General features: G+C 68.7%; 18 protein-coding genes. 11 read left to right on the plus strand and 7 right to left on the minus strand.

Features of this window, described 5'->3' with window-relative positions; all coding sequences use genetic code 11:
- Nucleotides 1-76: 76 nt before the first annotated feature.
- From ACN6LB_RS18930 to ACN6LB_RS18955, 6 genes are all read left to right on the plus strand, one after another.
- Nucleotides 77-2,836, plus strand: coding sequence for an ATP-binding protein (locus ACN6LB_RS18930; protein WP_445026940.1), 2,760 nt, complete (start codon nucleotides 77-79; stop codon nucleotides 2,834-2,836).
- Nucleotides 2,837-2,926: 90 nt separating this feature from the next.
- On the plus strand, nucleotides 2,927-3,703 hold the full coding sequence (locus ACN6LB_RS18935) for a hypothetical protein (protein WP_445026941.1): 777 nt from the start codon (nucleotides 2,927-2,929) through the stop codon (nucleotides 3,701-3,703).
- Nucleotides 3,704-3,795: 92 nt separating this feature from the next.
- Nucleotides 3,796-4,206: a VOC family protein gene (locus ACN6LB_RS18940; RefSeq protein WP_445026942.1), complete on the plus strand. Its 411-nt coding sequence runs from the start codon at nucleotides 3,796-3,798 to the stop codon at nucleotides 4,204-4,206.
- A gap of 149 nt (nucleotides 4,207-4,355) precedes the next feature.
- Entirely contained in the window at nucleotides 4,356-4,763 is a 408-nt protein-coding gene (locus ACN6LB_RS18945) for a hypothetical protein (protein ID WP_369233723.1), read from the plus strand.
- A 53-nt stretch (nucleotides 4,764-4,816) separates the two neighbouring features.
- Nucleotides 4,817-5,362, plus strand: coding sequence for a thiol-disulfide oxidoreductase DCC family protein (locus ACN6LB_RS18950; protein WP_445026967.1), 546 nt, complete (start codon nucleotides 4,817-4,819; stop codon nucleotides 5,360-5,362).
- Nucleotides 5,363-5,371: 9 nt separating this feature from the next.
- A complete protein-coding gene (locus ACN6LB_RS18955) occupies nucleotides 5,372-6,217 on the plus strand; it encodes a TetR family transcriptional regulator (RefSeq protein WP_445026943.1) in 846 nt (281 codons plus the stop codon).
- Nucleotides 6,218-6,282: 65 nt separating this feature from the next.
- On the opposite strand, the gene ACN6LB_RS18960 is transcribed toward ACN6LB_RS18955, so the two are convergent.
- Entirely contained in the window at nucleotides 6,283-8,697 is a 2,415-nt protein-coding gene (locus ACN6LB_RS18960; RefSeq protein WP_445026968.1) for an MMPL family transporter, read from the minus strand.
- Nucleotides 8,698-8,865: 168 nt separating this feature from the next.
- Here ACN6LB_RS18960 and ACN6LB_RS18965 point away from each other — a divergent pair, with 168 nt between their 5' ends.
- From ACN6LB_RS18965 to ACN6LB_RS18975, 3 genes are all read left to right on the plus strand, one after another.
- Nucleotides 8,866-9,549, plus strand: coding sequence for a response regulator transcription factor (locus ACN6LB_RS18965; RefSeq protein WP_356131791.1), 684 nt, complete (start codon nucleotides 8,866-8,868; stop codon nucleotides 9,547-9,549).
- Between the two features lie 2 nt (nucleotides 9,550-9,551).
- Entirely contained in the window at nucleotides 9,552-10,994 is a 1,443-nt protein-coding gene (locus tag ACN6LB_RS18970; protein WP_445026969.1) for an ATP-binding protein, read from the plus strand.
- 122 nt (nucleotides 10,995-11,116) lie between these two features.
- The gene (locus ACN6LB_RS18975) at nucleotides 11,117-13,195 is read left to right on the plus strand and encodes a sulfatase-like hydrolase/transferase (protein ID WP_445026944.1); all 2,079 of its coding nucleotides are present in this window, start codon (nucleotides 11,117-11,119) and stop codon (nucleotides 13,193-13,195) included.
- A 33-nt stretch (nucleotides 13,196-13,228) separates the two neighbouring features.
- On the opposite strand, the gene ACN6LB_RS18980 is transcribed toward ACN6LB_RS18975, so the two are convergent.
- The 3 genes from ACN6LB_RS18980 to ACN6LB_RS18990 form a co-directional block, all read right to left on the minus strand.
- Nucleotides 13,229-13,633 carry an ATP-binding protein gene (locus tag ACN6LB_RS18980; RefSeq protein ID WP_445026945.1) on the minus strand — a complete coding sequence of 135 codons (405 nt, stop codon included), beginning with the start codon at nucleotides 13,631-13,633 and terminating at the stop codon, nucleotides 13,229-13,231.
- Nucleotides 13,634-13,736: 103 nt separating this feature from the next.
- A complete protein-coding gene (locus tag ACN6LB_RS18985; protein ID WP_445026946.1) occupies nucleotides 13,737-15,293 on the minus strand; it encodes an ABC transporter substrate-binding protein in 1,557 nt (518 codons plus the stop codon).
- A 196-nt stretch (nucleotides 15,294-15,489) separates the two neighbouring features.
- Nucleotides 15,490-15,939, minus strand: a complete 450-nt coding sequence (locus ACN6LB_RS18990) for an ATP-binding protein (RefSeq protein WP_445026947.1) — start codon at nucleotides 15,937-15,939, stop codon at nucleotides 15,490-15,492.
- A 235-nt stretch (nucleotides 15,940-16,174) separates the two neighbouring features.
- Here ACN6LB_RS18990 and ACN6LB_RS18995 point away from each other — a divergent pair, with 235 nt between their 5' ends.
- Both ACN6LB_RS18995 and ACN6LB_RS19000 read left to right on the plus strand, forming a co-directional pair.
- A complete protein-coding gene (locus ACN6LB_RS18995; RefSeq protein ID WP_445026948.1) occupies nucleotides 16,175-17,026 on the plus strand; it encodes a helix-turn-helix domain-containing protein in 852 nt (283 codons plus the stop codon).
- An 8-nt stretch (nucleotides 17,027-17,034) separates the two neighbouring features.
- Entirely contained in the window at nucleotides 17,035-17,235 is a 201-nt protein-coding gene (locus ACN6LB_RS19000) for a DUF397 domain-containing protein (RefSeq protein ID WP_445026949.1), read from the plus strand.
- An 869-nt stretch (nucleotides 17,236-18,104) separates the two neighbouring features.
- Here the strand turns inward: ACN6LB_RS19000 and ACN6LB_RS19005 are convergent.
- The 3 genes from ACN6LB_RS19005 to ACN6LB_RS19015 form a co-directional block, all read right to left on the minus strand.
- Nucleotides 18,105-18,287, minus strand: a complete 183-nt coding sequence (locus ACN6LB_RS19005; protein WP_445026950.1) for a hypothetical protein — start codon at nucleotides 18,285-18,287, stop codon at nucleotides 18,105-18,107.
- An 80-nt stretch (nucleotides 18,288-18,367) separates the two neighbouring features.
- Complete coding sequence (locus tag ACN6LB_RS19010) at nucleotides 18,368-18,676, minus strand: hypothetical protein (protein WP_445026951.1); 309 nt, start codon at nucleotides 18,674-18,676, stop codon at nucleotides 18,368-18,370.
- Nucleotide 18,677: 1 nt separating this feature from the next.
- Nucleotides 18,678-25,694, minus strand: coding sequence for an RHS repeat-associated core domain-containing protein (locus ACN6LB_RS19015; RefSeq protein WP_445026952.1), 7,017 nt, complete (start codon nucleotides 25,692-25,694; stop codon nucleotides 18,678-18,680).
- Nucleotides 25,695-25,794 lie beyond the last annotated feature (100 nt).

The following is a 25,794-nucleotide window of genomic DNA, read 5'->3' on the forward strand; positions in this document are numbered from 1 at the left end:
ACGCATTGAACCGTCATGACGGGGCCATCATCATGGCCTTGGCAGCACCGACGACACTGCGGGGGTAGACGTCGACATGCCGGTGAACACATCGCCGTACGCGCGAACAGCACAACCCGACGGAGCCGACGAGCTGGTGCTCTACGGCAGAGAGCAGCAGCTCGCGGCGCTGGAGGAACGACTGCGACAGGCCCGGGAAGGGGTCTCGCGGCTGGTGTTCGTCGAGGGCCCGTCCGGCATCGGGAAGACGGCGCTGATCCGCCGATTTCTGCGCACGGCGGACCGCGTACGCGTTTTGCAGGCCAGCGGCGCCGAGAACGAGACGGCACTTGCCTACGGCGTACTCACCCAGCTCCTCATGCGGACCGCGGCGTCCGCCTACGCTCCGGGCCCCGGCGACGAGGCCCACACTGCGGGTTCGCGGCTGCTGGCGCTGGCCGAACGCATCCCGGCGGACACCGTGGCCGTCCTCGTCGTCGACGACGCCCACTGGGCGGACGGACCGTCGCTGGAGGCCCTCACCTTCATGCTGCGCCGCCTGCAGTCCACACCGGTCCTCACGCTGCTCGCCGTCCACGACCCGGCCGACCACGAACTGCCCGACGGCCTGCGGCGGTTACGGGACGACGATCACACGCTGCGCCTCGCACTCGACGGCCTGACCGTCGAGCAGACGGCCGCGCTGAGCAGCCGTCTTCTCCCCGCCGGGCTGCCACCGCATGCGGTCGGCAGGCTCCATGCCCACACCCTGGGCAACCCGCTGCACCTGCGCGCCCTGCTCCGCCAGGTCCCGCCCGCCGTCCTCGCCGCCGCCAACTCCACGCTGCCCGCACCGCGTTCGTACGGCCTCGCGGTGCTCGAACGCCTCGCGCGCTGCGACCGGCCGACGCAGGACCTGGTCGCCGCGGCCAGCGTCCTCGGGCTGTGCGCCCCGCTGCACCGGGTGGCCCGGCTCGCCGACCTCGACCATCCGCTGCCGGCCGTCGAACAGGCCGTCGCTCAGGGCCTGTTGGCGGAGTGCCCGCCGGGCGGACCGCCCGAGCTGGTGTTCCCGCACCCGCTGATCCGGGCCGCGGTCTATCACCACCTGGGGCCGGCGCGGCGGGCCGCGCTGCACGCCGGCGCGGTGCAGGCGACGAGCGACACCGTCAGCCGCACCTGGCACCGGCTCCTCGCGGGCCGGGTCCCGGATCCGGCCCTGGTCGCCGATCTCGCCGCGGGCGCCCGCCGCCAGGCCACCGCGGGGTCCTGGTCCAACGCCGCCTCGATGGCCTCGCACGCGTCACGGCTGGCGACGACGCGCCCCGAGCGGGAGCGGCTCACCGTGGAGGCGGCGGACGCGCTGCTCTGCGACGGTCGGGTGTCGGAGGCCGCCGACCTGGTGCGTTCGCTGCCGGGCGACATGGCACGGGCGGCGCTGCGCTATGTCCACGGCCACCTCGCGTTCGTACGCGGTGAGACGCCCGGCGCGCGCGTACTGCTCGACGACGCGTGGCAGCAGTGCGACGCCTCCGCCGACCCGGCGCTGGCCCGGCGGATCGCCGAGCGCCTCTCCTACGTCTGCCTCAGCCAGGGCGAGGCGGGCGCCGCGGTGCGCTGGGCGCGCCGTGCGGAGCGGCTGCCCGCCGTGCCGTTCACCTGCGGGATGCTGCGCTACGCGCAACTGGCCGCGCTGGGTCTGACGGGCGCGGCCGAGGAGGGCATCGCGCTGGCGTCCCGGCTGCCGGAGTCGGTTCTCGTCCAGCCCGACGACGTGGACCTGCTCCTCGGCAGGGGCGCGCTGCGGCTCGGCTGCGACGACCTGGAGGGCAGCCGCGCCGACCTCCGCTCGGCGGCACCCCTGTGCCTGCGCGGCCCGGTCCCGCTGCGGGCGATGGCCCAACTACTCCTCGGTGAGACCGAGTTCAGGCTCGGCAACTGGGACGGCGCGCTGCACGAGCTGGAGTCGGCGGCATCGACCGCCACCGCGGCCGGGCTCGCCTGGCTGGAGCCCGTCGTCCACGCGGACGCCGCGGCCGTACTCGCCGTACGGGGCCGGACCGAGCGGGCCGCCGCGCACCTCGCGACCGCCCGCCGCAGCGGTGGGTACGGGCAGAGCGAGTCGGGGATCGCCCATGTCGCCCGCGCGGAGGCCCAGTTGGCGGCGGCGCGCGGTGCACCCGACGAGGTGGCCGCCGCGCTGACGCCGCTGCTGCGGCGCGAGGCCGTGGCGGAGACGGTCGTCGCCCCGTGGCGCGACCTGCTCGCCGACGCGCTGACCTCCCTCGGCGAACACCGCCAGGCCGAGCGGATCCTGGACGGCCTGGACGCCCCCGCCGCCCACCGGGACCGCCACTCCCACCTCGCGGCGGCGGCCCGGGCGCGGGGCACCCTGCTGGCGGCGCGCAGATCACCGGCCGCCGCCGAATGGTCCTTCCGCAAGGCCCTCGGCCACGCCGAACAGGTCCCGGACCCCTTCAACCGCGCGCGGGTCGCCCTCGCCTACGGCGCCTTCCTGCGCCGTACGGGAAAACGCACCGCCGCCGCCGAGCAGCTGAGCCGGGCCCTGGACACGTTCACCGCGCTGGGCGCCGCCCCCAGCGCCGCCCACTGCGATCGCGAACTGACCGCCTGCGGCCACCACTCCGCCGCCCCCGACTCCCCCCTCACCCCCCAGGAACTGGCCATCGCCCGCCTCGCCACCTCCGGCCTGACCAACCGCCAGATCGCCCGCCGCCTGGTCCTCAGCATCAAAACGGTCGAATTCCACCTCAGCCACGCCTACACCAAGCTGGGGATCACTTCCCGTATGGGCCTGCTGGACAAGCTGCCCTCCGCACCGACCGCACCCCAGTGACCGCCTGAAGCCGGACACAGAAGGCCGCCCCGTCGGCCAGATGTCGCGTGACCCCTGTGACCGGTGGGGCCCCTGTCACAGACTGCCCGTATGGCACCCCTGAGGAAAGTCACCGCCGCGCTGGCGGCCACCGCGGCCCTGCTGCTCGCGGCAACCACCACCGCCTCGGCGACGGCGCCCGCCCCGCACGGCACGCGCGTGCGGGAGAACTTCGACCGGCTGCCCCTCGGCCCGGTCACCGCGGGCAGGGGCTGGACCACGGACGCGTCCAACGGCACGCTGACCGTCGAGCCGAGCACCACGGGGCACGGCCGCGAACTCCGTATCCGCACCGAGGGCAACGGCCGCGCCTTCCTGGTGCTGTCCGACCTCGCCCCGCACGGCAACAGCCTGTGGGCCCGGCTGCGGCTGCGCGTGGCCGCGTTCCCGACGGCTCCCGACTGGGCGCACTGGACCGTCGCGGAAGCGTCCGGCGCCGACTCGCCCACGCTGGTACGACCGCTGGGCGGCCAGTACGCCCCCACCGAGAACGCCAACTTCTGGGGCGTCGGCTCCGACCTGGGTCCCACCGGCGACTGGACCGCCTGGAAGACCTCCGCCCCGGCCATCGCTTCGAAGTGGCAGTGCGTCGAATTCCACCTGGACGCCACGGACAACCAGGTCACCGTCTACCTCGACGGCGTCGAGCAGCCCGACCTGACTGTCTCCACCCACCACCACGGCGGCACCTCGGACGACTTCACCTTCCCCACCTTCGACAAGCTCAAGCTGGGCTGGCAGCTCTACCAGGCCGACCCGGCCCCGTCGTCGTACGACGTCCGCCTGGACGACATCGCCGTGAGCACCCGCCGGGTGGGCGGCTGCTGAATTCCCCGGAACGGGATACCGCCTCGCCTCAACGAGTGACCCCACCAGCCAGCCCCCGCCCGCAACAGCGGTGCCGTACCTAATCTGATGGCATGTCAGATGATGAGTCGTACGAGCTGCTCGGTTTCGACAACGTGCTGATGCCGGTGGGGGATCTCGGGGAGGCGGTGGCGTTCTACGAGCGGGTCGGGTTTCCGGTGGCGTTCCGGCTCGACGAGGCCGGGATCGTCCTGCTGAAGGTAGGCAAGGAGACGCCGGGGGTGCTGCTGCGGCTGGAGGAGGAGCTCAGCAGGCGGCAGCCCGTGTGGGCCTCGCCGCGGATGTGGCTGGAGGTGCGGGACGCGCGGGCGAAGGCCGAGGCGCTCACCGCGGCCGGCCTGGACCTCCTCGCCGAGCCCTTCTCCTGCGCCACCGGGTGGACCGTCGAGATCGCCGACCCCTGGGGGAACAGCATCGGCTTCACCGACTACAGCAAGCGGCCCGAACTGGCCCGGGCCTCATAGGGCCCACCTCACACCAGCCCCACCCTCCCTTGGCTTGAACGTGTTCAAAAGCAGGTCTACAGTCTTGCCCAGAAGCTTTTGAACGCGTTCAAGAGAGCGCGCAAGGGCACCGAAACGGCCCCGTCACGGGCCTTTTGAAGGGTGGGGGCATGGATCTCACGGTCGTGTCGTACGTCGTGTATCTCGTGGTCAGCGTCGGGCTGACGGTCTGGGTGGCGCGCACGCTGAGCCAGAACGGGCGGGTGTTCCTCGCCGACGTCCTGCACGGGAACGAGAAACTGGCCGAGGCCGTCAACCACCTGCTGGTGGTGGGGTTCTATCTCGTGAACCTCGGGTTCGTCGCGCTGTACCTGAGCGGCGACGACAACATCGGCAGCACGCGCGAGATCTTCGAGGCCCTGTCGACCAAGCTCGGCGTGGTGCTGCTGGTGCTCGGCGTGATGCACCTGGGGAACGTGTACGTGCTCAACAAGATCCGGCGGCGCGGGATGATGGAGCGGGAGCAGCTGCCGCCCGTCGCGCCGCAGGACTGGATCGCCCCCGCGGCCGGGGCCTGACCCCGATGGCCGCCACCAGGCCCACGGGGCCCGCAGCCGGGGCCACCGGGGCGATGGGGACCACCGCCCGGGCCACCGGACGCACCGCCGACCGGGACGCCGCGCGCGTCCCGGTCCGCGGGCTCACCGTCCTCTACGACCCGCAGTGCTCGCTCTGCGCCCACGTCCGCGACTGGCTCGGCAGGCAGCGCCAACTCGTACCGCTGGAGCTGGTCGCGGCCGGCTCCGAGGAGGCGCGGCGGCGTTTCCCCTCGCTCGACCACCGCGCCATGCTGGAGGACATCACCGTCGTCGGGGACGCCGGCCAGGTCTACCGGGGCTCCGCCGCCTGGGTCGTCACCCTGTGGGCGCTGCGCGAGCACCGGCCGCTCGCCCACCGGCTGAGCACCCCGGCGGGCGCCAGGCTCGCCAAGGGCGCCGCACTGGCGGCCGCCAAGTGGCGCGGGGCGCAGTGGCAGGGCAAGCAGGGCGGGACGCCGTGGCAGGGGCAGCCGGGCGGCGCCGGGTACCAGTGGGGCGACGGGTGGACGTACGACCCGGGCCGCGGGTGGACGTTCGCGGCTCCGGGGTGTGCCGACGGCACCTGCGGCACTCGTTAGGCTCCTTGCGTGCCCGCGAAGAACGACAGCCCAGAGCCCGCCACGAGCCTCAGCCCCGCCGGCGAAGGCGACGGCGGTGCGCCCAGCAAGTCCGAGCAGACCCGCGCGCTGATCCTGGAGACGGCGATGCGACTGTTCCAGGAACGGGGGTACGACAAGACGACGATGCGGGCCATCGCCCAGGAGGCCGGTGTCTCCGTGGGCAACGCGTACTACTACTTCGCCGGCAAGGAGCACCTGATCCAGGGCTTCTACGACCGGCTGGCCGCCGAGCACCGGGTGGCCGTGCGCGAGGTCCTGGAACGCGAGACGGATCTGGAGGCGCGGATCTCCGGGGTTCTGAAGACCTGGCTGGACATCGCCACGCCGTACCACGAGTTCGCGGTGCAGTTCTTCAAGAACGCCGCCGACCCGGACAGCCCGCTCAGCCCCTTCTCCGCCGAGTCGGAGCACGCGCGCGAGGAGGCCATCAGCGTCCACCGGGAGGTGCTGGCCGGGTCCAAGGCGAAGGTTCCGCCCGAACTGCGGGACATTCTCCCGGAGTTGATGTGGCTCTCCCAGATGGGCCTCGTCCTGTACTGGGTCTTCGACCGTACGGAGGGCCGCGAGCGCAGCTACCGGCTCGCCGAACGCGGTGCGCGCCTGACCACGCGGGGCGTCGGCCTGGCCCGCTTCCGGGTCCTGCGCCCGCTCGTCCTCGAAGTCCACGACCTGTTCACGGACTTCCTGCCCGGCATGACGAACGCCCTGCCGGACCCGGCCAGGAAGAAGCCCGACGCGAAGCAGCACCCCGACGCCAAGAAGAAGCCCGAAGGGAAGAAGGGGCGCCCGTTCGGCGCGGGCACCCCTCAGTAGGTCCTGCCAGCAGGTCCTGCCAGCAGGTTCCGTCAGCAGGTCCCGTCAGTAGATCCCGTACGCGGTCAGTTCACCGCGTCGACCTCCCCCTCCGCCAGCTCCACGTCGTGCACCAGGGGCTGGCCGCCCACGGTCACCTGGCGGGCGCGGGAGCCGTACGAGGCCGCCGACACCGACAGGAGGTACGTCCCCGGGGCCGGGACCGAGAGGATGTACGAGCCGTCGGCGAGGGACGCGACCCGGTCCAGCTGACGGCCGCCCTTCGACAGGAGGGTGACCGCGGCGTCCTCGACGGGGGTGCCGTCGGCGTCGCGGACGAAGCCGTGCACCACGGTCGGGCCGCCGTCGCCGTCGGCCGGAGCCGGCTCCGCGACGGTGTCCTCCTTCGGCTCCACCGCGAGGTGCGGCAGCCGCTTGTCCAGCCAGACCGGCAGCCACCAGTTGGAGTTCCCCAGCAGGTGCATCGCGGCCGGCACCAGCGCCGTACGCAGGATGAACGCGTCCAGCGCCACGGCCGCCGCGAGGCCGACGCCCGCCATCGCCGCGCCCGAGTCGCCGCTGAGCACGAAGGCGAGGAAGACGCAGACCATGATCAGGGCGGCGGAGTTGATGACGCGACTGGTCTCGGCGAGGCCCACCCTTACCGCACGCGCGTTGTCCTTCGTGTGGACCCACTCCTCGTGCATGCGGCTGACCAGGAACACCTGGTAGTCCATGGAGAGGCCGAAGAGCAGCGAGAGCATGATGACCGGCAGGAAGGCCTGGATCGGGCCCTCCTTGCCGAGGCCGAGCAGGTCCAGGCCCCAGCCCCACTGGAAGACCGCGACGAGTACGCCGAAGGACGCGGCGGCCGCGATCAGGTTCATCAGGGCGGCCGTCAGGGGCACCACGACGGAGCGGAAGGCGACCATCAGGAGCAGGAAGCCGAGGCCGATGATGGTCGCGATGAAGTACGGCAGCCGGTCCCCGGTCACGGACGCGAAGTCCTTGAAGATCGCGGTCACACCGCCGACATGCGCCTCGGCCCCCGCGGCCGGGATCACCTCGTCGCGCAGGGTGTCGATGAGCTGGTCGGTCTTCTCGGACTGCGGTGAGGTGGTCGGGACGACCTGGATCACCGACACGCCGTGCGCGGGCGGCAGCGCGGCGACCCGGGCGACCCCGTCGGCCGCCTGGATGCCCTTCACCAGAGCGGTCGTGTCACCGCCCTCCGTGACGACCTGAAGCGGTCCGTTGAAGCCGGGGCCGAAGCCCTCGGCGAGCAGGTCGTACGCCTTGCGGGTCGTCGACGACGCGTCGTTGTTGCCCTGGTCGCTGGCGCCCAGTCGCAGCGACAGTACGGGCAGGGCGAGGACGGCCATGACCACGAGGGCGAGGGCGGCGATCCGGATCGGGCGCTTCTGCACCGTTCCCGACCAGCGGGCGGCGAGACCGCTCGTGCGCTCCGGCTCGGGCCCGTCGGCGGCCAGCTTGCGTCGCTGCTTGCGGCTGAGCACCCGGGGGCCGAGGAAGCCGAGCAGCGCCGGCAGCAGGGTGACCGAAGCGATCACGCTGAGGACGACGGTGAGCGAGGTGCCGATGACCACGCCGTCCAGGAAGCGCAGGTTCGTCACCAGCATCCCGGCGAGGGCGATGCACACGGTGCCGCCCGCGAACAGCACGGCCCGGCCCGAGGTGTTGAGGGCGGTGGCCGCCGAATCCTCCGGCTCCATGCCCCGCAGGATGCCCTTGCGGTGCCGGGTGACGATGAACAGCGCGTAGTCGATGCCTACGCCGAGTCCGATCAACGAAGCGAGCAGCGGGGCCACTTCGGGCACGTCCGTCACATGGCTGAGCAGCTGTGTGGAGAACAGTCCGGTGCCGACGCCGAAGATGGCGATGCCGATCGGCAGCAGCATCGCGAAGAGCGAGCCGAAGGCGAGGAACAGCACGACGGCCGCCGCCGCGAGACCGACCACCTCGGCGATCCCGGTGGGCGGTTCCTCGACCCGCTGGACCGCCTGACCGCCCAACTCGACCTGCAGTGAGCCGTTCCCGGCCTTCTGAGCGGTGTCGACGACGTCCTGGATCAGTTCCTTCGGTACGCCGTTGGCCTGCTCGGTGAAGGTGATCTCGGCGTACGCGATCCGCCCGTTCCCGCTGATCTGCGCCGCGCCCCGGTCACCCCCGTACGGGCTGGTGACTCCCCCGACGCCCTTCATCTTGCCTATCCCGTCGAGCGCGGGCTCGATCCGGGACCGTACCGCCTGGTCGCGAACCGTTCCCCCGTCGACCTTCCACACCACCGTGTCGGTGTCGCCGGAGCTCTCCGGGAACGCCTTCTGCATCAGGTCGAACGCACTCTTGGAGTCCGTGTTCGGCAGGGAGAAGACGTTCGCGTAGGACGTGCCCGCGGTCGATGCCGCGAATCCCAGTCCCAACAGTGCCCCCACCCACAGCAACAGGACCACCAGCCGGTGCCGATAGCACCACCGCGCCAATGTCGCCACGCTCAACGCTCCTTCGATTGTCGCTCGGTCGGTCCCCCAGGTCCTGGGCACCAGCATTGGCGCCGACGCGCACGCGACAACACGGCTCGCCCATGACTCTCAAGGAACTCCAAGGCGCGAACGGCCCCACGGATCAGCGCGCCTGCCGATACTGGGGGCATGACGGCTCCAGGAACCGTGCTGGTCGTCGAGGACGAGCCGAGCATCGCCGACGTCCTCGCCATCGCCCTGCGCTACCACCGCTTCGAGGTGATGATCGCGGGCACCGTCCGCGAGGCGCTCACCCTCGCCGAGCGCACCCGCCCCGACGCGGCGCTTCTCGACGTGATGCTGCCGGACGGCGACGGCCGGGCGCTGGGCACCGAACTACGGCTGCGACAGCCCGACCTGGCGATCGTCTTCCTCACCGCCCGCGACGCGCCCGCCGAGATAGTCGGCGCCCTCGGCTTCGGCGACGACTACATCACCAAGCCGTTCAACATCGACGAGGTGATCGCCCGCATCTCCGCCGTACTGCGCCGCACCCGCCCCGCCGACGTCCTCCCGCAGCGCCCGCCCCTGCGCTACGGCGACCTGGAACTGGACGAGACGACGTACTGCGCGCACCGCGGCGACCGCACGGTGGAGCTCACCCCCACCGAGTACGCCCTGCTGCGCTTCCTCGTCCGCAACGGCGGGCGGATCGTGCCCAAGGAGCAACTGCTGCGCCATGTATGGCAGTACGAGCACTCGGCTGAGTCCACGGTCGTGGAGACGTACATCAGCTATCTGCGGCGCAAGCTCGACACCCTGGGGCCGCCGGTGATCCAGACCCGGCGGGGCGTCGGATACGGGCTCGCGTGAACATCCGGCACCGCCACCGCCACGGGATCCACTCCCTGCGCGGCGGACTGACCCTCGCGAACGTGGCGCTGCTCGCCCTCGGCATCATCGTCGCGACCGGCGTCAGCCTGATGGGCATGCGGCACTACCTGCTCGACCAGGTCGACGCCCAGCTGACAAAGACCCGGGACTCACTGGGGAGCTCCGGGCTCACCATGCGGGACATCGACTCGCTGAGCGCGCTGGCGTTCGTCCGCGACCGGCTCGTGTCGCCGACGGACGAGCGGCCCAAACCGGACTCGATCTTCGTGGGCGTCGACACCCGCGGGAAGGCCGTCACCGTCGCCGGCTTCGCGCCGACCGGCACCCAACTCGCGCTCGCCGACGCGGTCGACGACCCCCGCGCCCTCGCCCACGACAGCGAACCGCACGACGTCATCGTGCACGACGCCGCCTACCGGGTGACCGCGACCCGGCTCGCCGACGGCATGTACGTCCTGTTCGCCACCTCCACCGACGGGCTGCACAAGGGCATAGCCAAGGCGCTCAGGCTCGACCTCGCCGTCGGCACCATGCTGCTGTCGCTGCTCGCCTGTGTGACGCTGTTCAGCGTACGGCGCCGGATGCGGCCGCTGGAGGACATGGTGGAGACGTCGTCGGCGATCGCCGAGGGCGACCTGACGCGCCGGGTGCCCTCCAGCCACCACCCGACCCAGGAGGTCGAGCAGCTGCGCCTCGCCCTCAACTCGATGCTCCACCAGGTCGAGTCGGCATACCGCACGCGCGAACGCAGCGCGGCCCAGCTGCGCCGTTTCGTCGGGGACGCCTCGCACGAACTGCGCACCCCGCTCTCCGCGATCCGCGGCTACCTCCAGTTGTACGACAAGGGGATGCTGCGCGACCCGGCCGAGCGCAAGCGGGCCTGGGACCGGATGAACGGCGAGGTCGACCGCATGGGGCGGCTCGTCGACGAACTCCTCACCCTGGCCCGCCTGGACCAACAGCCGGAACTGCGCTTCCGCAACGTCGACCTGAGCCGCCTGGTCCGCGACGCCGCCGAGGACCTGCGGGCCCAGCAGCCCGGCCGCCCGGTGAGCGTCGGCGCCGACGGCACCCTGCTGGTGCACGCCGACGAGTCGGGACTGCGCCAGGTCCTCGGCAACCTCGTGGGCAACGTGCGCACGCACACGCCCGCCGAGGTCCCGGTCACCTTCGGTCTGGAGCGCGTGGACGGTGTCGTACGCCTGAGTGTCGCGGACGAGGGGCCGGGGCTCGCCGAGGAGGACGCGGCGCGCATTTTCGACCGGTTCTTCCGGGCGGGCGGCGGCGCCGGCAGCGGTCTCGGCATGGCCATCGTGCAGGGCGTGGTGGCGGCGCACGGGGGCGAGGTCGCGGTGGTGACGGCGCCCGGCGCGGGGCTCGCGGTGACGGTCACACTGCCGGCCGCGACCCATGCGGTGAGCTGACTGAACGGACGGCGCCGATGTGCCGTACAGATAAGGAGAACGGCGACTGAGTACGGCGGCTGAGACCTTCCGCGCCCGGTCCGCCGTGCCACCACCGCGTTTCGCACGGAAGGACCCTGGGGTTGTCGTTCTCCACGCGCTCTGAGCACCAGCCGGACACGGACCCGGCAACCTCCGAAGCCCCGGCGGCGGACACCACCGCCGAGGGCGAGAAAACGGCGGCCATCAGCACGGATACGGATCCGAACACAGATTCGGATACGACCGACGCTGTCGGCACGGCTACGGCAGCGGACACGGATAAGGCCGAGGCCACCACCGAGGCTCCCACCGAAACCGCCGCCGATACCGATACCGCCACAGCCACCGAGACGGCCGACGAAAAGGACGCCGAGAAGGCCGCCGAGGAGTCCGTGGCCGCCGACAAGGCCGACGCCGAAGAAGCCACCGCCGGCCCGGGCGACCCCGGTGGCGACGACGGCGACGGCGGCGACGGCACGGCCGACAAGCCCGCGACCGACGAGGTCCCCGGCCCCTCCCGCCCCGGCTGGCGTGGCTGGCGTACCCGCTACCCGCTGGCCGCCCGGATCGTGGCGTGGACGACCACGGTGCTGGCCGCGGCGTTCGTCCTCGCGGGCCTCCTCGTGCCGACCAACCTCGATCTCCTCACGCCCCGCGCGTTCGCGCACATCCCGCTGGAGGCAGTCCTCGGCGCGGCCGTACTGCTCGTGCTGCCGAAGTGGCCACGCCTGGTGGCCGCCGCGCTCGGCGGACTGACGATCGGCGCGCTGGCCATCCTCAACATGCTGGACATGGGCTTCAAGCAGTACCTCGGCCGGGGCTTCAACATCGTCCTGGACTGGCCGCTGTTCGCCGACGCCGAGTCGTTCCTGCAGGACTCGGTCGGCAGGACGGGCGCGATCCTCACGGCGATCGCGGCGGTGGTGGCCGTAGTCCTGGTGCTCGTCCTGATGACGCTGGCAGTGATCCGGCTGAGCAACCTGATGGCGCGCAACACCGCGGTGTCGACCCGCACCACGCTGGTCCTGGGAACGGCGTGGATCACCTGCACGGCCCTGGGTCTGCAGGTCGCGGGCGAGCCCGTCGCGTCGAAGAGCACGGTGTCGGAGGCCAAGGACCGCGTGGAGCGGGTGGACCAGACGCTGAAGGACGAGGCGGTGTTCGCGAAGGAGACCAAGAAGGACAAGTTCGCCGCTCTGCCGGGCGACCAGCTGCTCACAGGGCTGCGCGGCAAGGACATGATGTTCACCTTCATCGAGAGCTACGGCCGCAGCGCGATCGAGGACCCGATCATGGCGCCGGGCGTCGACGCGACGCTCACCTCGGCGACCGCGAAGCTGAAGAAGGCGGGCTGGGGCTCCGAGAGCGGCTGGCTCACCTCGGCGACGTACGGCGCGGGCAGCTGGCTCGGCCACTCCACCTTCATGTCGGGCCTGTGGATCTCCAACCAGCAGCGGTACCGCACGGTGATGGCGAGCGACCACATGCCGCTGACCGACGCGTTCCGGCGCACCGGCGCCTGGGAGACGGTCGGCGTCATGCCGGGCGTCCAGAAGGGCTGGCCGGAGGGCAAGTACTACGGCCTCGACCGCATCTACGACTCCCACAAGCTCGGCTACAAGGGCCCGAAGTTCAGCTGGTCGACGATGCCCGATCAGTACACCCTGAAGGCGTTCGAGCGGCTGGAGCACGGCAAGAAGCACGCCAAGCCGCTGATGTCGTTCCTGATCCTGACCTCCAGCCACAACCCCTGGGCGCCCATCCCGAAGACGATCCCGGACTCCCAGGTCGGGGACGGCTCGGTCTACGACGGCATCGAGAAGGCGGCCAAGCGGCCGACGGACGTGTGGAAGCAGACCGACCAGGTGCGTGCCGAGTACGGCAAGTCCATCCAGTACTCGGTGACGAGCCTCATCGACTACGTGATCAAGTACGGCAACAAGAACACGGTCCTCGTCTTCCTCGGTGACCACCAGCCGATCGCCAAGGTCAGCGGCAACCACGCCAGCCGTGATGTGCCGGTCGCGATCGTGGCGCACGACCCGAAGGTGCTCGACAAGATCGCCGACTGGCACTGGACGGACGGTCTGCAGCCGGCGCACGACGCCCCGGTCTGGAAGATGAGCTCGTTCCGCGACCGCTTCCTGACGGCGTACGGCTCGCAGCCGACGGCACCGTAAGAACCGGGCGCAGACACACCGGCACCGGTACGGCTAGACGGCAGTGGCAGGCACGAGCGCCCACACCGTCTTGCCGTACCGCCCCCGGCCCCACACCCCCCACGCGGCCGCGATCCCCTCCACCAGGTGGAGGCCGCGGCCGCTCTCCTCCCACTCGGTGGTCACGCGCAGCCGGGGCTCGGCGAGGCTCTCGTCGGACACCTCGATGAAGCAGGAGCCGTCGGCGAGGGCGGTCACCGCGACCTCGAACTCCCGTTCAAGGAGCGGGCCATGGCGTACGACGTTGGTCGCCAGCTCGGAGACGAGCAGGACGACGTCCTCCAGGGTGGGGTCGTCGTTGCTGTGCCCCCAGTCGGCCAGATGGTCCCGGACCCGGCGTCTGGCGAGGCCGACGGACGCCGGATGCCGTGGCAGCCGGAAGGAGTTGCGTCTCAACACGTCTGCTCCTCACCCCGCGCACGCCTCTTACACATTCAGCTGCGTTGGGTGAGGGCGCAATGTCACCGCGGTGCGGAACGGCCCCGCGAAATCACGTCAACTGTCATATCCAGCCCAGCCGCCAGAGACGGAAGACACCGGTGCCGTCCGACAGGTACTGGCCACCGCCGACGTCCTCACTGCTGAGTACATACTCCTTGCCCTGCCACAAGGGAATCAGCGGAACGTCCCTGGCCACGATGTCCTGCATCTGCCGGAAGTCGGCCGTGGTGCGGCTGCGGTCGCTGTACTGCTGACTGTCCAGGATCAGCCGGTCGACGTCCTTGCTGCTGTACCCGTTCTTCATGGAGCCGCCGGTGCCGACGAGCGCGGCGCTGAAGGTGTCCGGGTCGGGGAAGTCGGCGACCCACCCGGCGGCGTACGCGTCGAACCTGCCCTTCGCGTACTGCTCCTGGAACTTGGTCCACTCAAGGCCCTTGGTCGTCACCTTGAACAGCCCGGAGGCCTCCACCTGCCGCTTCAGCTCGGCGGCCTCGGCGGCACCGGACCCGCGCCCGGCGCCGTACCCGTACGTGAAGTGCACCGGCAGCGTCACACCGGCCTCGGTCAGCAGTTCGCGGGCCTTCTTGGCATCGGGCTTGGGATAGGCGTCGAAGAACGCGGTCGTGTGCCCGGTGATCCCCGCCGGGATCAGCCCGTAGAGCGGGTCGTCGGTCCCCTTGTACGTCTCGTCGACCAGCTGCTCGCGGTTGACCAGCAGAGCGAGGGCCTGCCGTACGCGGCGGTCGTGGAGGGCGGAGTTCGGGCGGACGTTGAGGAAGAGGTTGCGGGTCTCGGCGCTGTCGGAGACGGTGACGCGCTGCGAGGTGTCGCTCGGCGAGAGGCCGGAGAGCAGTGCCGGGGGCAGCTGTCGGGTGGCGACGTCCACCTCCTTCGCCTTCCAGCCCGCGGCGAGCGCCTCGGCGCTGGTGTAGTAGCGCATCTCGATCGGCGTACCGGTCTGCTTGATGGCGCCGCGGTAGTCCGGGTTCGGCGAGAGGTCGGCCTGCTTGTCCTTCGTATACGACTTGAGCAGGTACGGTCCGCTGCCGTCGGCGTCGGAGCCGGAGCGCAGGGCGTCCTTCGCGTAGCGCGTGTGGTCGACGATCGAGCCGGCGCCGGTGGCCACCTTGAACGGGAAGGTGGCGTCGGGCGAGGACAGGTGGAAGGTGACGGTCAGCCCGTCGGCGTCGACCGAGCCGAGGGTGTCGAGCAGGGACTCGGGGCCCTGGTCGTCCTTGATGGCCTTGACCCGGTCGAAGGAGTACTTGACGTCCTCTGCGGTCATCTTGCGCCCGCTCGGGAAGTTCAGGTCGTCCCGCAGGGTGCAGCGGTAGGTCTTGAGCCCGCCGTTCACGAACGCGCAGCTCTTCGCGGCATCCGGCACCGGTGTGGCACCGCCCGACTCGAACGTCAGCAGGGTCTGGAAGACGTTGCTGAACAGGGCCCAGGACCCCGCGTCGTACGCACCGGCCGGATCGAGCGACGTCACCGCGTCGGTCGTGCCCACCACCATGGTCCTGTCGGAGTCCTCCTGATCGGGCAGCAGCTGCCAGCCGCCCACCCCGATGCCCGCCAGCACAAGCAGCATCGCCAGAACCCGCACGCGAACCGAACGCATCGGTTGCCCCTCCCATGCCACGTTCCCGTGGCCCCCAAGCCACTCCCCCTGTGGCACACCTCATGCCACTCCCCAGTGGCGCGGATCACCTAATCACAGGTGTTTCACCTGGGGGAAGAGGCTTTGGTTGAGATGAGAAAGAACTTACCGAGCCGGATTTCGAACCGATTCCACAGCGGACTCCCAGCTTTGGCGGTTACGCGGCACCAAGGTCACACCACACGTACTTGCCCCTGCTGCCATTCCTCGACAGCGGCTGCCAGCCCCACAGGTCAGCGCAGGCCCGGACCAGGGCCAGTCCTCGCCCCTCCTCGGCCAGGCCCGACAGCCGATCCAACGGGCAGGGCGGCTCCGGAGGTTCGGGGTCCGCGTCCCACGCACCGATACGGAGGACACCGGCCGACCAGCGGACCCGGAGGGCGGCGGGACCCCTGGTATGCCGTACGGCGTTGGAGACCAGCTCCGTCGCGAGCAACTCGGCGACATCCGTGAGCCGGATCAGACCGTGCATGGTCAGGATCAGGCGGAGGGTGCGGCGACAGACGGTTACGGCGCGGGGGTCCTGCGGAATGTAGAGCATGTACTCCCAGGGCTCTCGGGCTTCGATTGCGCCCTCGATTTCAGCTTGGTCTTCACTTTCGGGCATGCGTGAACTCCGTTCTGGGGGCGGGAGTTGGCAGGTCGCGGCGATTGCGGGCGGTGGCGGAGCCACAGCCGTCACGGCATGACGGAGTGGTGCACTTCCGGGATCCCGGCAGTTTCGCAGCGTGCGCGTCGCATCACTGACCGTATTTCCTAACTTTAGGAACGCGCAACCCGCTGTCGTATTCTGACCCCGAACGAGGCACGCACGCGGCGAAGTTGATACGAGGGGGGTGCTCATGCCGCCGAAGAGACATCTCACGGCTCGCCGAGTGCGACTGGGCGCCGAACTGCGCAAACTGCGCGAGGCGACGGGCATGAAGGCCCGGGAAGCCGCAGCACTACTCGGGGCTGACTCAGTCCAGATCAGCCAGATCGAGTCCGGGGTCGCAGGTGTGAGCGCTGAACGCGTGCGCCGCCTCGCTGCCCACTACGACTGCACCGACGACGCATTGGTCGAGGCCCTGGCGACCATGGCAGCCGACCGCACTCGGGGCTGGTGGGAGGAGTACCGAGGAGTCCTTCCGCCCGTGTTCCTGGACGTCGCCGAGTTGGAGCACCGCGCGACGTTCCTGCGCGAGGTGGTGATCACCCATGTCCCGGGACTCCTGCAGACCGCCGACTACGCCCGCGCGGTCTACTCGTACATGGTCCCCGGGCTGCCCGCGAGCGAACTGGATCCTCGGGTGGAACACCGGATGAGACGACGAGCCGTCATCGAAGGTGACGCTCCCACTCCGTACGAGACGGTCATCCACGAGTTCGCCCTGCGCGTTCGCGTATCCGACCGTCGCGTCGCACGCGCCCAACTCCAGCAAATCCTGGACCAGATCGAGCAGAGGCACGCCATTGTGCATGTCATCCCCACCGACCAGGACGACTTCGCCGGCGCCGGAGCCTCGATGATGTACACGGGTGGCCCGGTGCCACACCTGGACACCGGGCTTCGCGATGCCCCGACGGGCACTGCACTCATCGATGCGGAACCTCAGCTGAAACGGCTCCGAACACTTTTCCGTAAGGTGGAGAAGGCATCGCTGGACCCCACGGCGTCACGGGAGTTCATCCACCACTTGTCGAAGGAACTGTGAGTCACACCATGACCCAGGCCTTGTACTGGCAGAAGTCCACCTTCTCCGACGGCGGTGACGGCAACACCTGCGTCGAACTGGCGGCAGCCCCCACCACCCTCCACCTCCGCGAAAGCGACGCCCCCGCCATACAACTCACCACTACCCCCATCCCCCTCACCCATCTCCTGAACGCCATACGCTCGGGGCCCCTCCGCACCACGCCCTGACCAGGGCCGAACCCCTTAACTTGCTCCGGCCCCGTCACTCTCTCCCACGACGCCACTCGGCCCGGGAATCAACGCGCTCGTGGCCGCTGACGCTCATCAAGGAACTCCGCCGCCACGCCCACATCGGCGTTACCGCCGGCGTCTACGTAGGCCTCCGCCTCCAAGGCCAGGCCATCGACACCCTCGGCAACGCCCCTCAACCCGACCGACACCCCCGACGACCCACCCGCCGTAGCCGTTCCACTGACGTTGCCGTCACCGTTGCCGTCAAGACGCCTCTGGGGCCCGCTGAAGATCAGCGGGCCCCAGAGGCGTTCGGGCGACAGAGGAGAATCTCCACGCTTCGAACGCTTCAATTCAGAGAGCCTTCAGAAATGAGACTCAGGTTGGAATCACAATTCCCTGAACGCTCATGAATTGGGTAGCCCAGCATCGTACTGAAGACACTCAAGCATGGAAATCCACAGGGCCTGTCACTTCTTCGAGACCATCGAAATACCACTTGCCGCAATGGAGAACATTCGGACAAGCGCCTTCCGGACATCCGAGTCGCGATCAAGTCGCTCCAATGATTCGAACCTTTCCGGATCCAGGTCGACCGTAGCGATTCCACCGGATTCCTCGCCCTCTGCAGACGAGAACAACACGAGGCACCTGTATGCCCGTACGGCGCCCCCTCGCTCCTCTCGCATCAACGACTGGAGGACGACAGCGCCGTCCCTGACCTGACTGCGGAGAGCGTCCACTGAGGACCACCGGGCCGCCAAGGATCGCTCCTCCGCTTCCATCTGAATCGCCAACAGCGTTTCGAAGTCGATCTGACATACGCGAAAGTCAGGGTCGGTCGAATGAATCAGAGGCATTAGAAATCACTCCGAATCGTATACATCGATGCGTATTTCCGCATCCGGGTCGATACGCCCGTCCGCGATCCTCCTTTGCCCTCCAAGGATTCTTCCGTCGCGCGAAACGAGGATTCCGTCTCCCTCTCCAGGGTTATTAATCCCCTCCAGGAGCTCGCTGGCGTTGCCGTCAGCGTTGACGTCAAGCACCACAGCAGCCCCGTGGAGCGGCCCTGATGAAATCCTCTCATCAGGTCCGCTCCACGGGGCTGCAGAATCTCACGAGTCAGCTAAAGCGGAAATTCACATTTCCACGGCACATCCAGCTCTTCGGGATCAACACCCGCCCGGATGACCGACTCGTCAACATCGTCAATCGACGAGACGATCTCGTCATGAACGATGGACATATTCCCATCATAGATGTCGTTGTCGTCGGTCAATAGATCGCGAAGAACTTCAAATGCCCGAACTCTGAATTCCCCGGATCGGAGTGGGATAACCCAGATCCAAGACTCGCTCTCTGCGGAACTAGACGTCCTGCGGGCAGCGACCTCTGATTTTGACATGAGAAGCCTGTTCACCGCCTGAATCTGCATTTTAGGGCTCCCAGAAGATTCGAACGATCGGACCGTCAAAGGTGTGGACTTGAAGGTGCGGAAGATCCCCATCGCGGTTTCCGGCGCCATGTCCAAGGACTCGACCGTCCTCCCCGAGTTGGTCATCCCAGTGATACGTTCCGCGCTTAGTTCCGTAGTATTGTTTCGTTCCAACGCCATCCATTCCAGACGCGTTTCTGTAGCCGTCTCCTTGATACGTCCGAAGGAAAAGCTCTTCTGCTTCTGAACGACTCTTCACCGTGACGCTCGTCGCGCCATCAGCCAAGGATTTAGACGCTCTAGAAACGCTTCCACTTGACCACGGAATACAACCACCGGAGTTGTGAACCAGGACCGCAGTCTCGCCCGCCAGCACATAGTACGTGTGTAGATCGACGACGGTCAGGTTGTACATGTCGGCTTCGCCGGGGCGGGAGTTGACATCGACGATCTGCACGTGCTTGTCGGTAGCAGTGTTGAGGACGTGGCCGGGGCGGAGCCCGGCAGCCGGCTCCCAGGAGTGGGTGGTGTCATCCCAGAAGGGGTGACGGGACGTGGAGTGGAGCGTTGCGGTGTGGCCGTCATCGATGCGGATGGTCACGTCGACGAGGTCGTCGTCGTGGTGGACAAGGCGGGCCGTAACCGTCCTTGAGCCCTTGCGTTTGCCGGTGTCAGGGTCGCCCGCCGCCACATTGTCGCCGGGTTTCACCTTGGCGATCGGTTTGCTCTTCCCGTTCTTCAGCAGGACGGGCGTGGCGGGCGAGAAGCTGCAGCCCGCTTTGAGCAGCCGTGCCACGGCGCTTTCCCCAGCCTCGCCCGCGACCGCCTTTGAAGCGCCTCGCGCCAAGAGCCCCTCGCCGATGGAGCCCCAGGCGAGGGTCCCCACAGTGATGATGTCCTCGACCAACGCCTCGCCGCAGTCGCCACGTCCGGTGAGGCAGTGGTAGGTGGCTTTGATACCCCAAGGGTCATTCTCATTCCCTCGCAGCAGTCCAGCTCGTCCCGCCGTGTCACAGAATGCATTGAGGTTGGAGCCGTGCTGGTAGCACTTCCTCTCAGCCCACTTTGAAAGCATCTGACTGTAGGTGGTATTGGCGTAACCGCCCGCAAGACCCATGCCTACGAGTTGTTTCCTGGTGGGGATCTCTATCTTGTCGACCACGGGCTGGCCGTTCTTGGATGTCCCGCTGCCGGTTTTCGCCGTTCCGCTGTCGCCTCCGCTGGCAGGGCCAGAAGTTCCACCTCCGCCATCACCAGGGGTGATCTTGCACTTATTGCCGTCGCACTGCGTGCCGTCCGGTCTCATCCCGATCAGCCCGGTGGGGTCGGATTCGGTCGCCGGGTTATTACCCGCGTACGCGTAGCCGTTGAGGCTTTGGGCGTCGGCCGCGTCGAGGATCGGGTCGACGCTGAGGAACTGGCCGATACCCGGGTCGTATTCGCGGGCGCCGATGTGGGTGAGGCCAGTGGTGGCGTCGCGGGTTTTGCCGAGGAATCCCTTGTCGTTGGGCCAGGGGCCGTAGGCGGGTGTGCCTCGGTCGGCGCCGAACGGGGTGGTGTAGCGCTTGGTGAACGCCTGGGTGGTGTCGGGGGCGATGGCGAGGCTGGAGGTCCCATGTTGGTCGCCGGCCAGGTAGGTGAGCTTGTTGCTGCCGGACTCGTTGGAGCGCATGGCGACCGTCGTGCCGCCGGAGGCGTAGGAGCGCTGAGCCCAGGTGGTGCCGTCGGCGCGAAGGTGGAGTTCGGTAGCGCCTGCGTACAGGACCCGTTCGCCTTTCGCCGCGGCGCGGATCAGCAGATTGCCGTCGGCTCCGTAGAGATAGTCGGTGGAGGTGCCGTTCTCCGTGAGCTTGCTGAGCTTGCCCTCGTCGGACCAGGTCAGGTTCTGCGTGGCACCCGCCGCTTGGCCGGGGCGCGTCTTGGTGTTGCCTGTGGTGTCGTAGCTGTAGGCGCGGTCCGGGCTGGTGCAGTCGGCCTTGGTGCTGGTGCCGGTCATGGTGTGCGGCTGGGCGGTAGCGGTGTAGCAGTAGGTCGTCTTGGTGTTACCGCTGCTCGCGTGGGCCGTCTCGCTGGTGCGCTGTCCGGCGTCGTTGTAGGTGTAGCTGGTCCAGTACGGGGCCGGGCCCGACAAGCTGGAAGCGCTGCGTGCGTCCGAGCACTTCTGCGAGGACGGCGTCCATGCCTCGGTGAGGCGCTGATGGCCGTCGTAAGCGAAGCACTGGGTATCTGCCGAGCTGGTGCCGCCGAGCGTGGTCGGGTCACTGATCGAGGTGACGTTTCCGGCCTGGTCGTGGGCGTAGTTGAGGTCTTGCAGCATGTACGGGTGGGTCTGGTCCGTGACATGGCTGCGGGTGAGGCGTCCAGTGCCCTCCTCATATGTGTTGGTGACGTAGAGGGACTTGTTCTCTGTGCCGCCGGTGCCCAGCGTCAGTTGCTCGGGCTGGCCCAGGGCGGAGTAGTCGACGTCGTCGAGGTAGCCGGTCGAGCCGCCGATCTCGGTGAGGTCACCTAGTCCGTCGTACTTGAAGTTGATGATCTCCGAAGGCAGGCCGCCCATCGCCGGTTCCTTGCTGTACTGCAGGCTCCCGTCGACGTTGTAGTAGCTCTCGTACGCCAACGTGGACGGGGCGCCCGCCTTCACGAGCGGGTCGTCGGCGGGCAGTTCGAGCTGGGTGCCGGTGGCCCGGTCGAGGCTGTCGTATGCCGTGACGGTCTGCGTGTACGCCTGACCCGTCTTGCCACCCACGTACCGGGTGGAGGATGTGGGCAGGCCCTTGAGCAGCGTGTCGTAGTTGGCAGCGGTGAGTTGGTTGGCGTCGGTCTTGGATCCACTCCAGGTGCCTGTGCCTCGGCCCAGCTCGTCATACGCCGTCAGGAGTGACTTGCCGCGCGAGTCGGTGGACTTGATGACCTGGTCGAGGGTGTTGTACGCGGTGGTCGTCGTGCCCTTGTCCGGGTCGGTGGTGCTGGTCTGGCGGCCGAACAGGTCGTAGGTGTACGTCCACTTGGCGTCATCCGGACCAGCGACCGACTTCTGTTGGTCGTCCTGGGCGTAGGTGAACTTCGTGGATGTGTAGGAGGCGCCGGGGCTGGTGCCGAACTCGGCATCGGCCGGGCTCTCTGCCGCGTACTCACGGGACTCCGTCGTCCGTCCCCGTATGTCGGTGATGGTGCGCTGCGCGGAGCCACCCTGGAGGGCTGTGGTGGCTGTGGAGTCACCGGTGTAGCTGATGGTCGTGGACCACTTCTTGACCCCGTAGACGTTCAGGGTGTTGGTGGTGGGCCGGCCGGCTCCGTCGAAGTCCGTCTCGGTCTGGGTGGGAGCCTCGCCGTATTCGGCGCGGGTGTAGCTGCCGTTGGGGGTGCTGGTGGTGTCGAAGATGTCGGCGTACGACTCGTAGGCCAGTCCGCGGGTGTCGTAGCGGGTGTCGGTCAGCAGTCGGCCGCCCTGCGGGGTCGGCGACTGGGTCTGCAGAGGACGCAGGAGGGAGTCGTAGAGGGTGTAGCTCGTGTTGTAGGTGTCGCCGTCTTTCTTCAGCGTCGAGCTGGACACCCAGGAGGGCTTGGAGGAGTCGAGGTGGTACGCGTACGTGGTGTTGGGGGCCTGGCTGCCGCGGATTCGGTTGGGCAGCCACACATCAGTCAGGCGACCGAGCGCGTCGTAGTTCTGCTCGGTCTTCTTCAGGTTGATGTCGTAGCTGCGCAGCGTCTGACCGCGGCGCGGGTCGTAGTACGCGGCAGAGCGGTTGCCCTTGGGGTCGGTGGTGATCGTCTTGGTCAGCGGGCCTTCGTCGGCCGGGGTGTAGGCGGTCGAGGTGGTGTGGCTCGCCACGTCGGTGACGCTCAGCGGGCGGCCGAGGCCGTCATACGTACTCGTTGCGACGGTCTGCCAGCCCGTGGGCGTGCGCTCGCCGTTCGAGTCGGCGGTGGCGGTGTAGCCGGTGGCACGTCCGGTCCAGGTCGCCTCGCCCTTGGTGGGCTTCTGGGTGGCCAGCCAACTGGTCGCGCCGGACGTGTCGTAGACAGTTGCGGTGTCCGATAGAACGTCGCCGCGAGTGGCCGTGGTCGTCGGGAGGCTCAGGCTCGTGTCCGCGATCGAGCAGACCCGGCCGACGGTACGGGCGCGCGAGGTCAGACCGGTGATCCCGACGTCGTCGTTGCGGGCGTACCAGGTGCGAGTGCAGGTCTCGTCGCCGCTCACGCCCAGCTCGCCGGAGTCGCTGACTGTGGCGGGCATGCCGTAGTCGTCGAAGGTCGTGGAGATGGAGCGGGTGCGCCAAGTCTTCGGCACGGTCAGGTAGGTGTACGTCCTGTTCGTTTTGGTGCGCACATAGCGGGCCACGTGATCACCGGCGTCGGGCGGGGTCTGCCGCGCGGTCTCCTTCGACCACGGGTCGTTCGCCGTCGCCGAGATCGCTGTGGATCCGTCGTAGGTGACCTGTTCACGCAGTTGCCCTGCGTACTCGTCGCTGTCCGTCAGCGAGGCGACGCCGAGGTCGGGGGCCGACAGCGGGGGGAGGGAGACGGACTTGGTGGTGCCGTCCTTGTTCTTGTCGCCGTCCATGCCTTGCAGGTAGAGCGAGACCGTTTTGGAACGGGTGACGCTGGTCGCGCCGGTCTGGACCGTGACCTGGTGGTAGCCGCGCCAGTCCGACCAGGTGCGCTCGTCCTTGGGCGTGAACGGTTCGTCAGCGTAGTGCCAGGCCGCGCCGCTGTAGGAGTAGGCGGACTCGACGGCGTCGTTGTTCGCGGTCGGGTCCGAGACGACCACGGCCAGCACCCGGTACTTCTGGAACCAATCCACCGAAGCGTTCTCGGCGCCGTTGATGTGCCAGAACTGGGGATAGCAGGAGCGCGTGTTGGTGTCCTGCGCTGCCCCCAGCACCTCGCTGCGCACGCACTCCGGCGACGACAGCGTCACCGTGGTGATCGCCCCGGTCTCGGAGGTGACGGTCGAGATGCGGGGGCGGGTCAGCGGCAGGATGTTGTCTGTGGCGTCGACCCGGTTGGGGCGCATCTGGTACGTGAACGAGATCGGGTTCACCCCGATGTCCGCGTCACCCGCTTTGCCGGTCCGCTTGAGTGACTTGAGGGTCAGCACCTGGTCGGAACTGTCGCCGATGTCGCCGCCGTCGAGGTACTGCTGGGTCAGCGACCAGGAATCCACCGGGTCGTAGGCACTGGTGGTGACGTTCCAGGATGAGGTGCTGATGCCGGTCAGCATCTTACGACTGAAGAACGAGGGTCCCGCTGCGTTGCAGTCAGTGTCGCCCTTGGAGCAGATCGCGTCGAACGGCACGTCGGGCCAGTTGTCGGCGGTGTCCTTGGTCAGGCTGGAGCAATCGGATGCCGTGCAGCGCTCCGCGTGGGTGAAGGTCACCTTCGCGTCGGCCTTGTCGGTGAACAGGGCGCCCTTGCGCAGGCCGTACTCGATGCGGGTGAGATATCCGCCGCGGGTGTAGGACGTGCTGGCCGTGGTGGCCTTGTTCTTCTTGTAGTAATTGGAATCCTTCGTGTACCAATAAGTTTCGGCGTTGCCGTGGGTGTCTTCGACGTAGTCGAGGTTCCAGCGCCAGGCCTGGGTGAGCGATCGGTCGGCGAAGACGTCGCCCTTCGAGTAGCCCGGCTCACCGGAGTCGTCGCCGAACACCGGCACAGTCCAAGTGGAGTTGGTGCGCTGAGTGTCCGCGCCGTCCAACTTGTTCAGGCCGAAGACGTACTTGGTGCCGTCGCCGGTGGTGACGGTCCAGTACTCGCCGTCGTCGTCGCCGTTGGTCGCGTCCGTGGATCGCGTCACCGTCGACGCGTCGTCGTCCTCAAGCCGCCACGCGCCGCTGTCCTTGTCCTTGACCAGTCGAGTCGACTTACCGTTCAGGACCAGGCGGGCGTTGTCGTACTTCCAGCATTCGTCGAAGACGTCCTTGTGGCCGTCGTCGTCGCAGGAGCCATAGGAGCGCTCGACGTAGGACTCCGTGAGCGTGAAGCCCTCACCGACCGAGGTGCCCTGGTTGTTGGTGGTCGCGGTACGGCCGTCGACGCTGCCCGAGTCGTACGACAGGGAGAGCGACGGCGAGGGGCCTGCCGCAGCAGGCGGCATGGTGAAGCCGTACGACCAGGTGAAGGCGCCCGAGCTGCCGCCCGCCTGCCAGGCCGAGGACGCCGAGAGCGGTGTCGCGGAGTAGTTGCCAGTGCCCGCCGGGGACTGTCCGGAGCCGGTGGCCGCCGCGGTGACCGCGAGGACGGTCGCCCCGGTGGAGGCGCTGGTATCAGTGCCCACCAGCTGCGAGGACATGCCGTCGTGCGCCTCGGGCAGTTGCACCTTCGCCGAGACGGACTGGTGGACGATGTCGTTGTCCGACGTCAGCGGTGTCTGCTTGCGGCATTCCGCCTTCTGCGGCGTCGTCAGCACGCAAGCGGGCAGCTGCACCAGACTCAGTCGCTGGGACCAGCCGCCACCCACGGCCGAGGCGAAGCCGCCGTAGGCGACGCTCACTTCGGCGGTGCCTGTCTTCTCCGCCTCGGCGGTCAGCAGGACGCCCGTGATGCCCGCCTTCCGGGCCGCCTTCTGGTCCAGAACCGTGATACGAGCCTGGCTCCCCTCCGCCACTGCCTGCTTCGCGGGCGACGGGCTCACCGCCACGGGGACACCCGCGGGCGAGGCCGTACCCGCCTTGCCGCTGCTCACCTTCACCATTGCGTCGCCCGCCTTGGGCCAGACTGCCTTCTGCTGCGCCGCGGCACGTGTGGCCTGCGCGGCGTTGGCCTTCCGATCCTTGGCGACCTCGGCCCGAGCCTTCTTCGCACCCGGCCCGTCGTAGACCTTGACCTTGCTCACCCGCTGCTTCGGCAGGTCGGGCCGCCCCAGACCGCCACCCAACTGAGCCTCGGCCACCTGGGCCAAGCCCAGGGGCACCACCAACGCCAGAGCCAGCGACTGTGCCAGCAGCCGCCCGTTCCGGTGCCATGCGACACGACGGCCCCCACGGCGTCTTCTTGAGGTGCCTATGCCAAAAGCCATTGTTTCCGCCCCACCCGGTCCAGAAGAGAGAAGTTCAGCAAGTCATGTGCGCGGTCGCGCAGGGCCGCATCCGGTGCGGCGCGGGCAGCCTCGTCGCAAG

The sequence above is a fragment of the Streptomyces sp. SAS_270 genome, assembly GCF_052543295.1.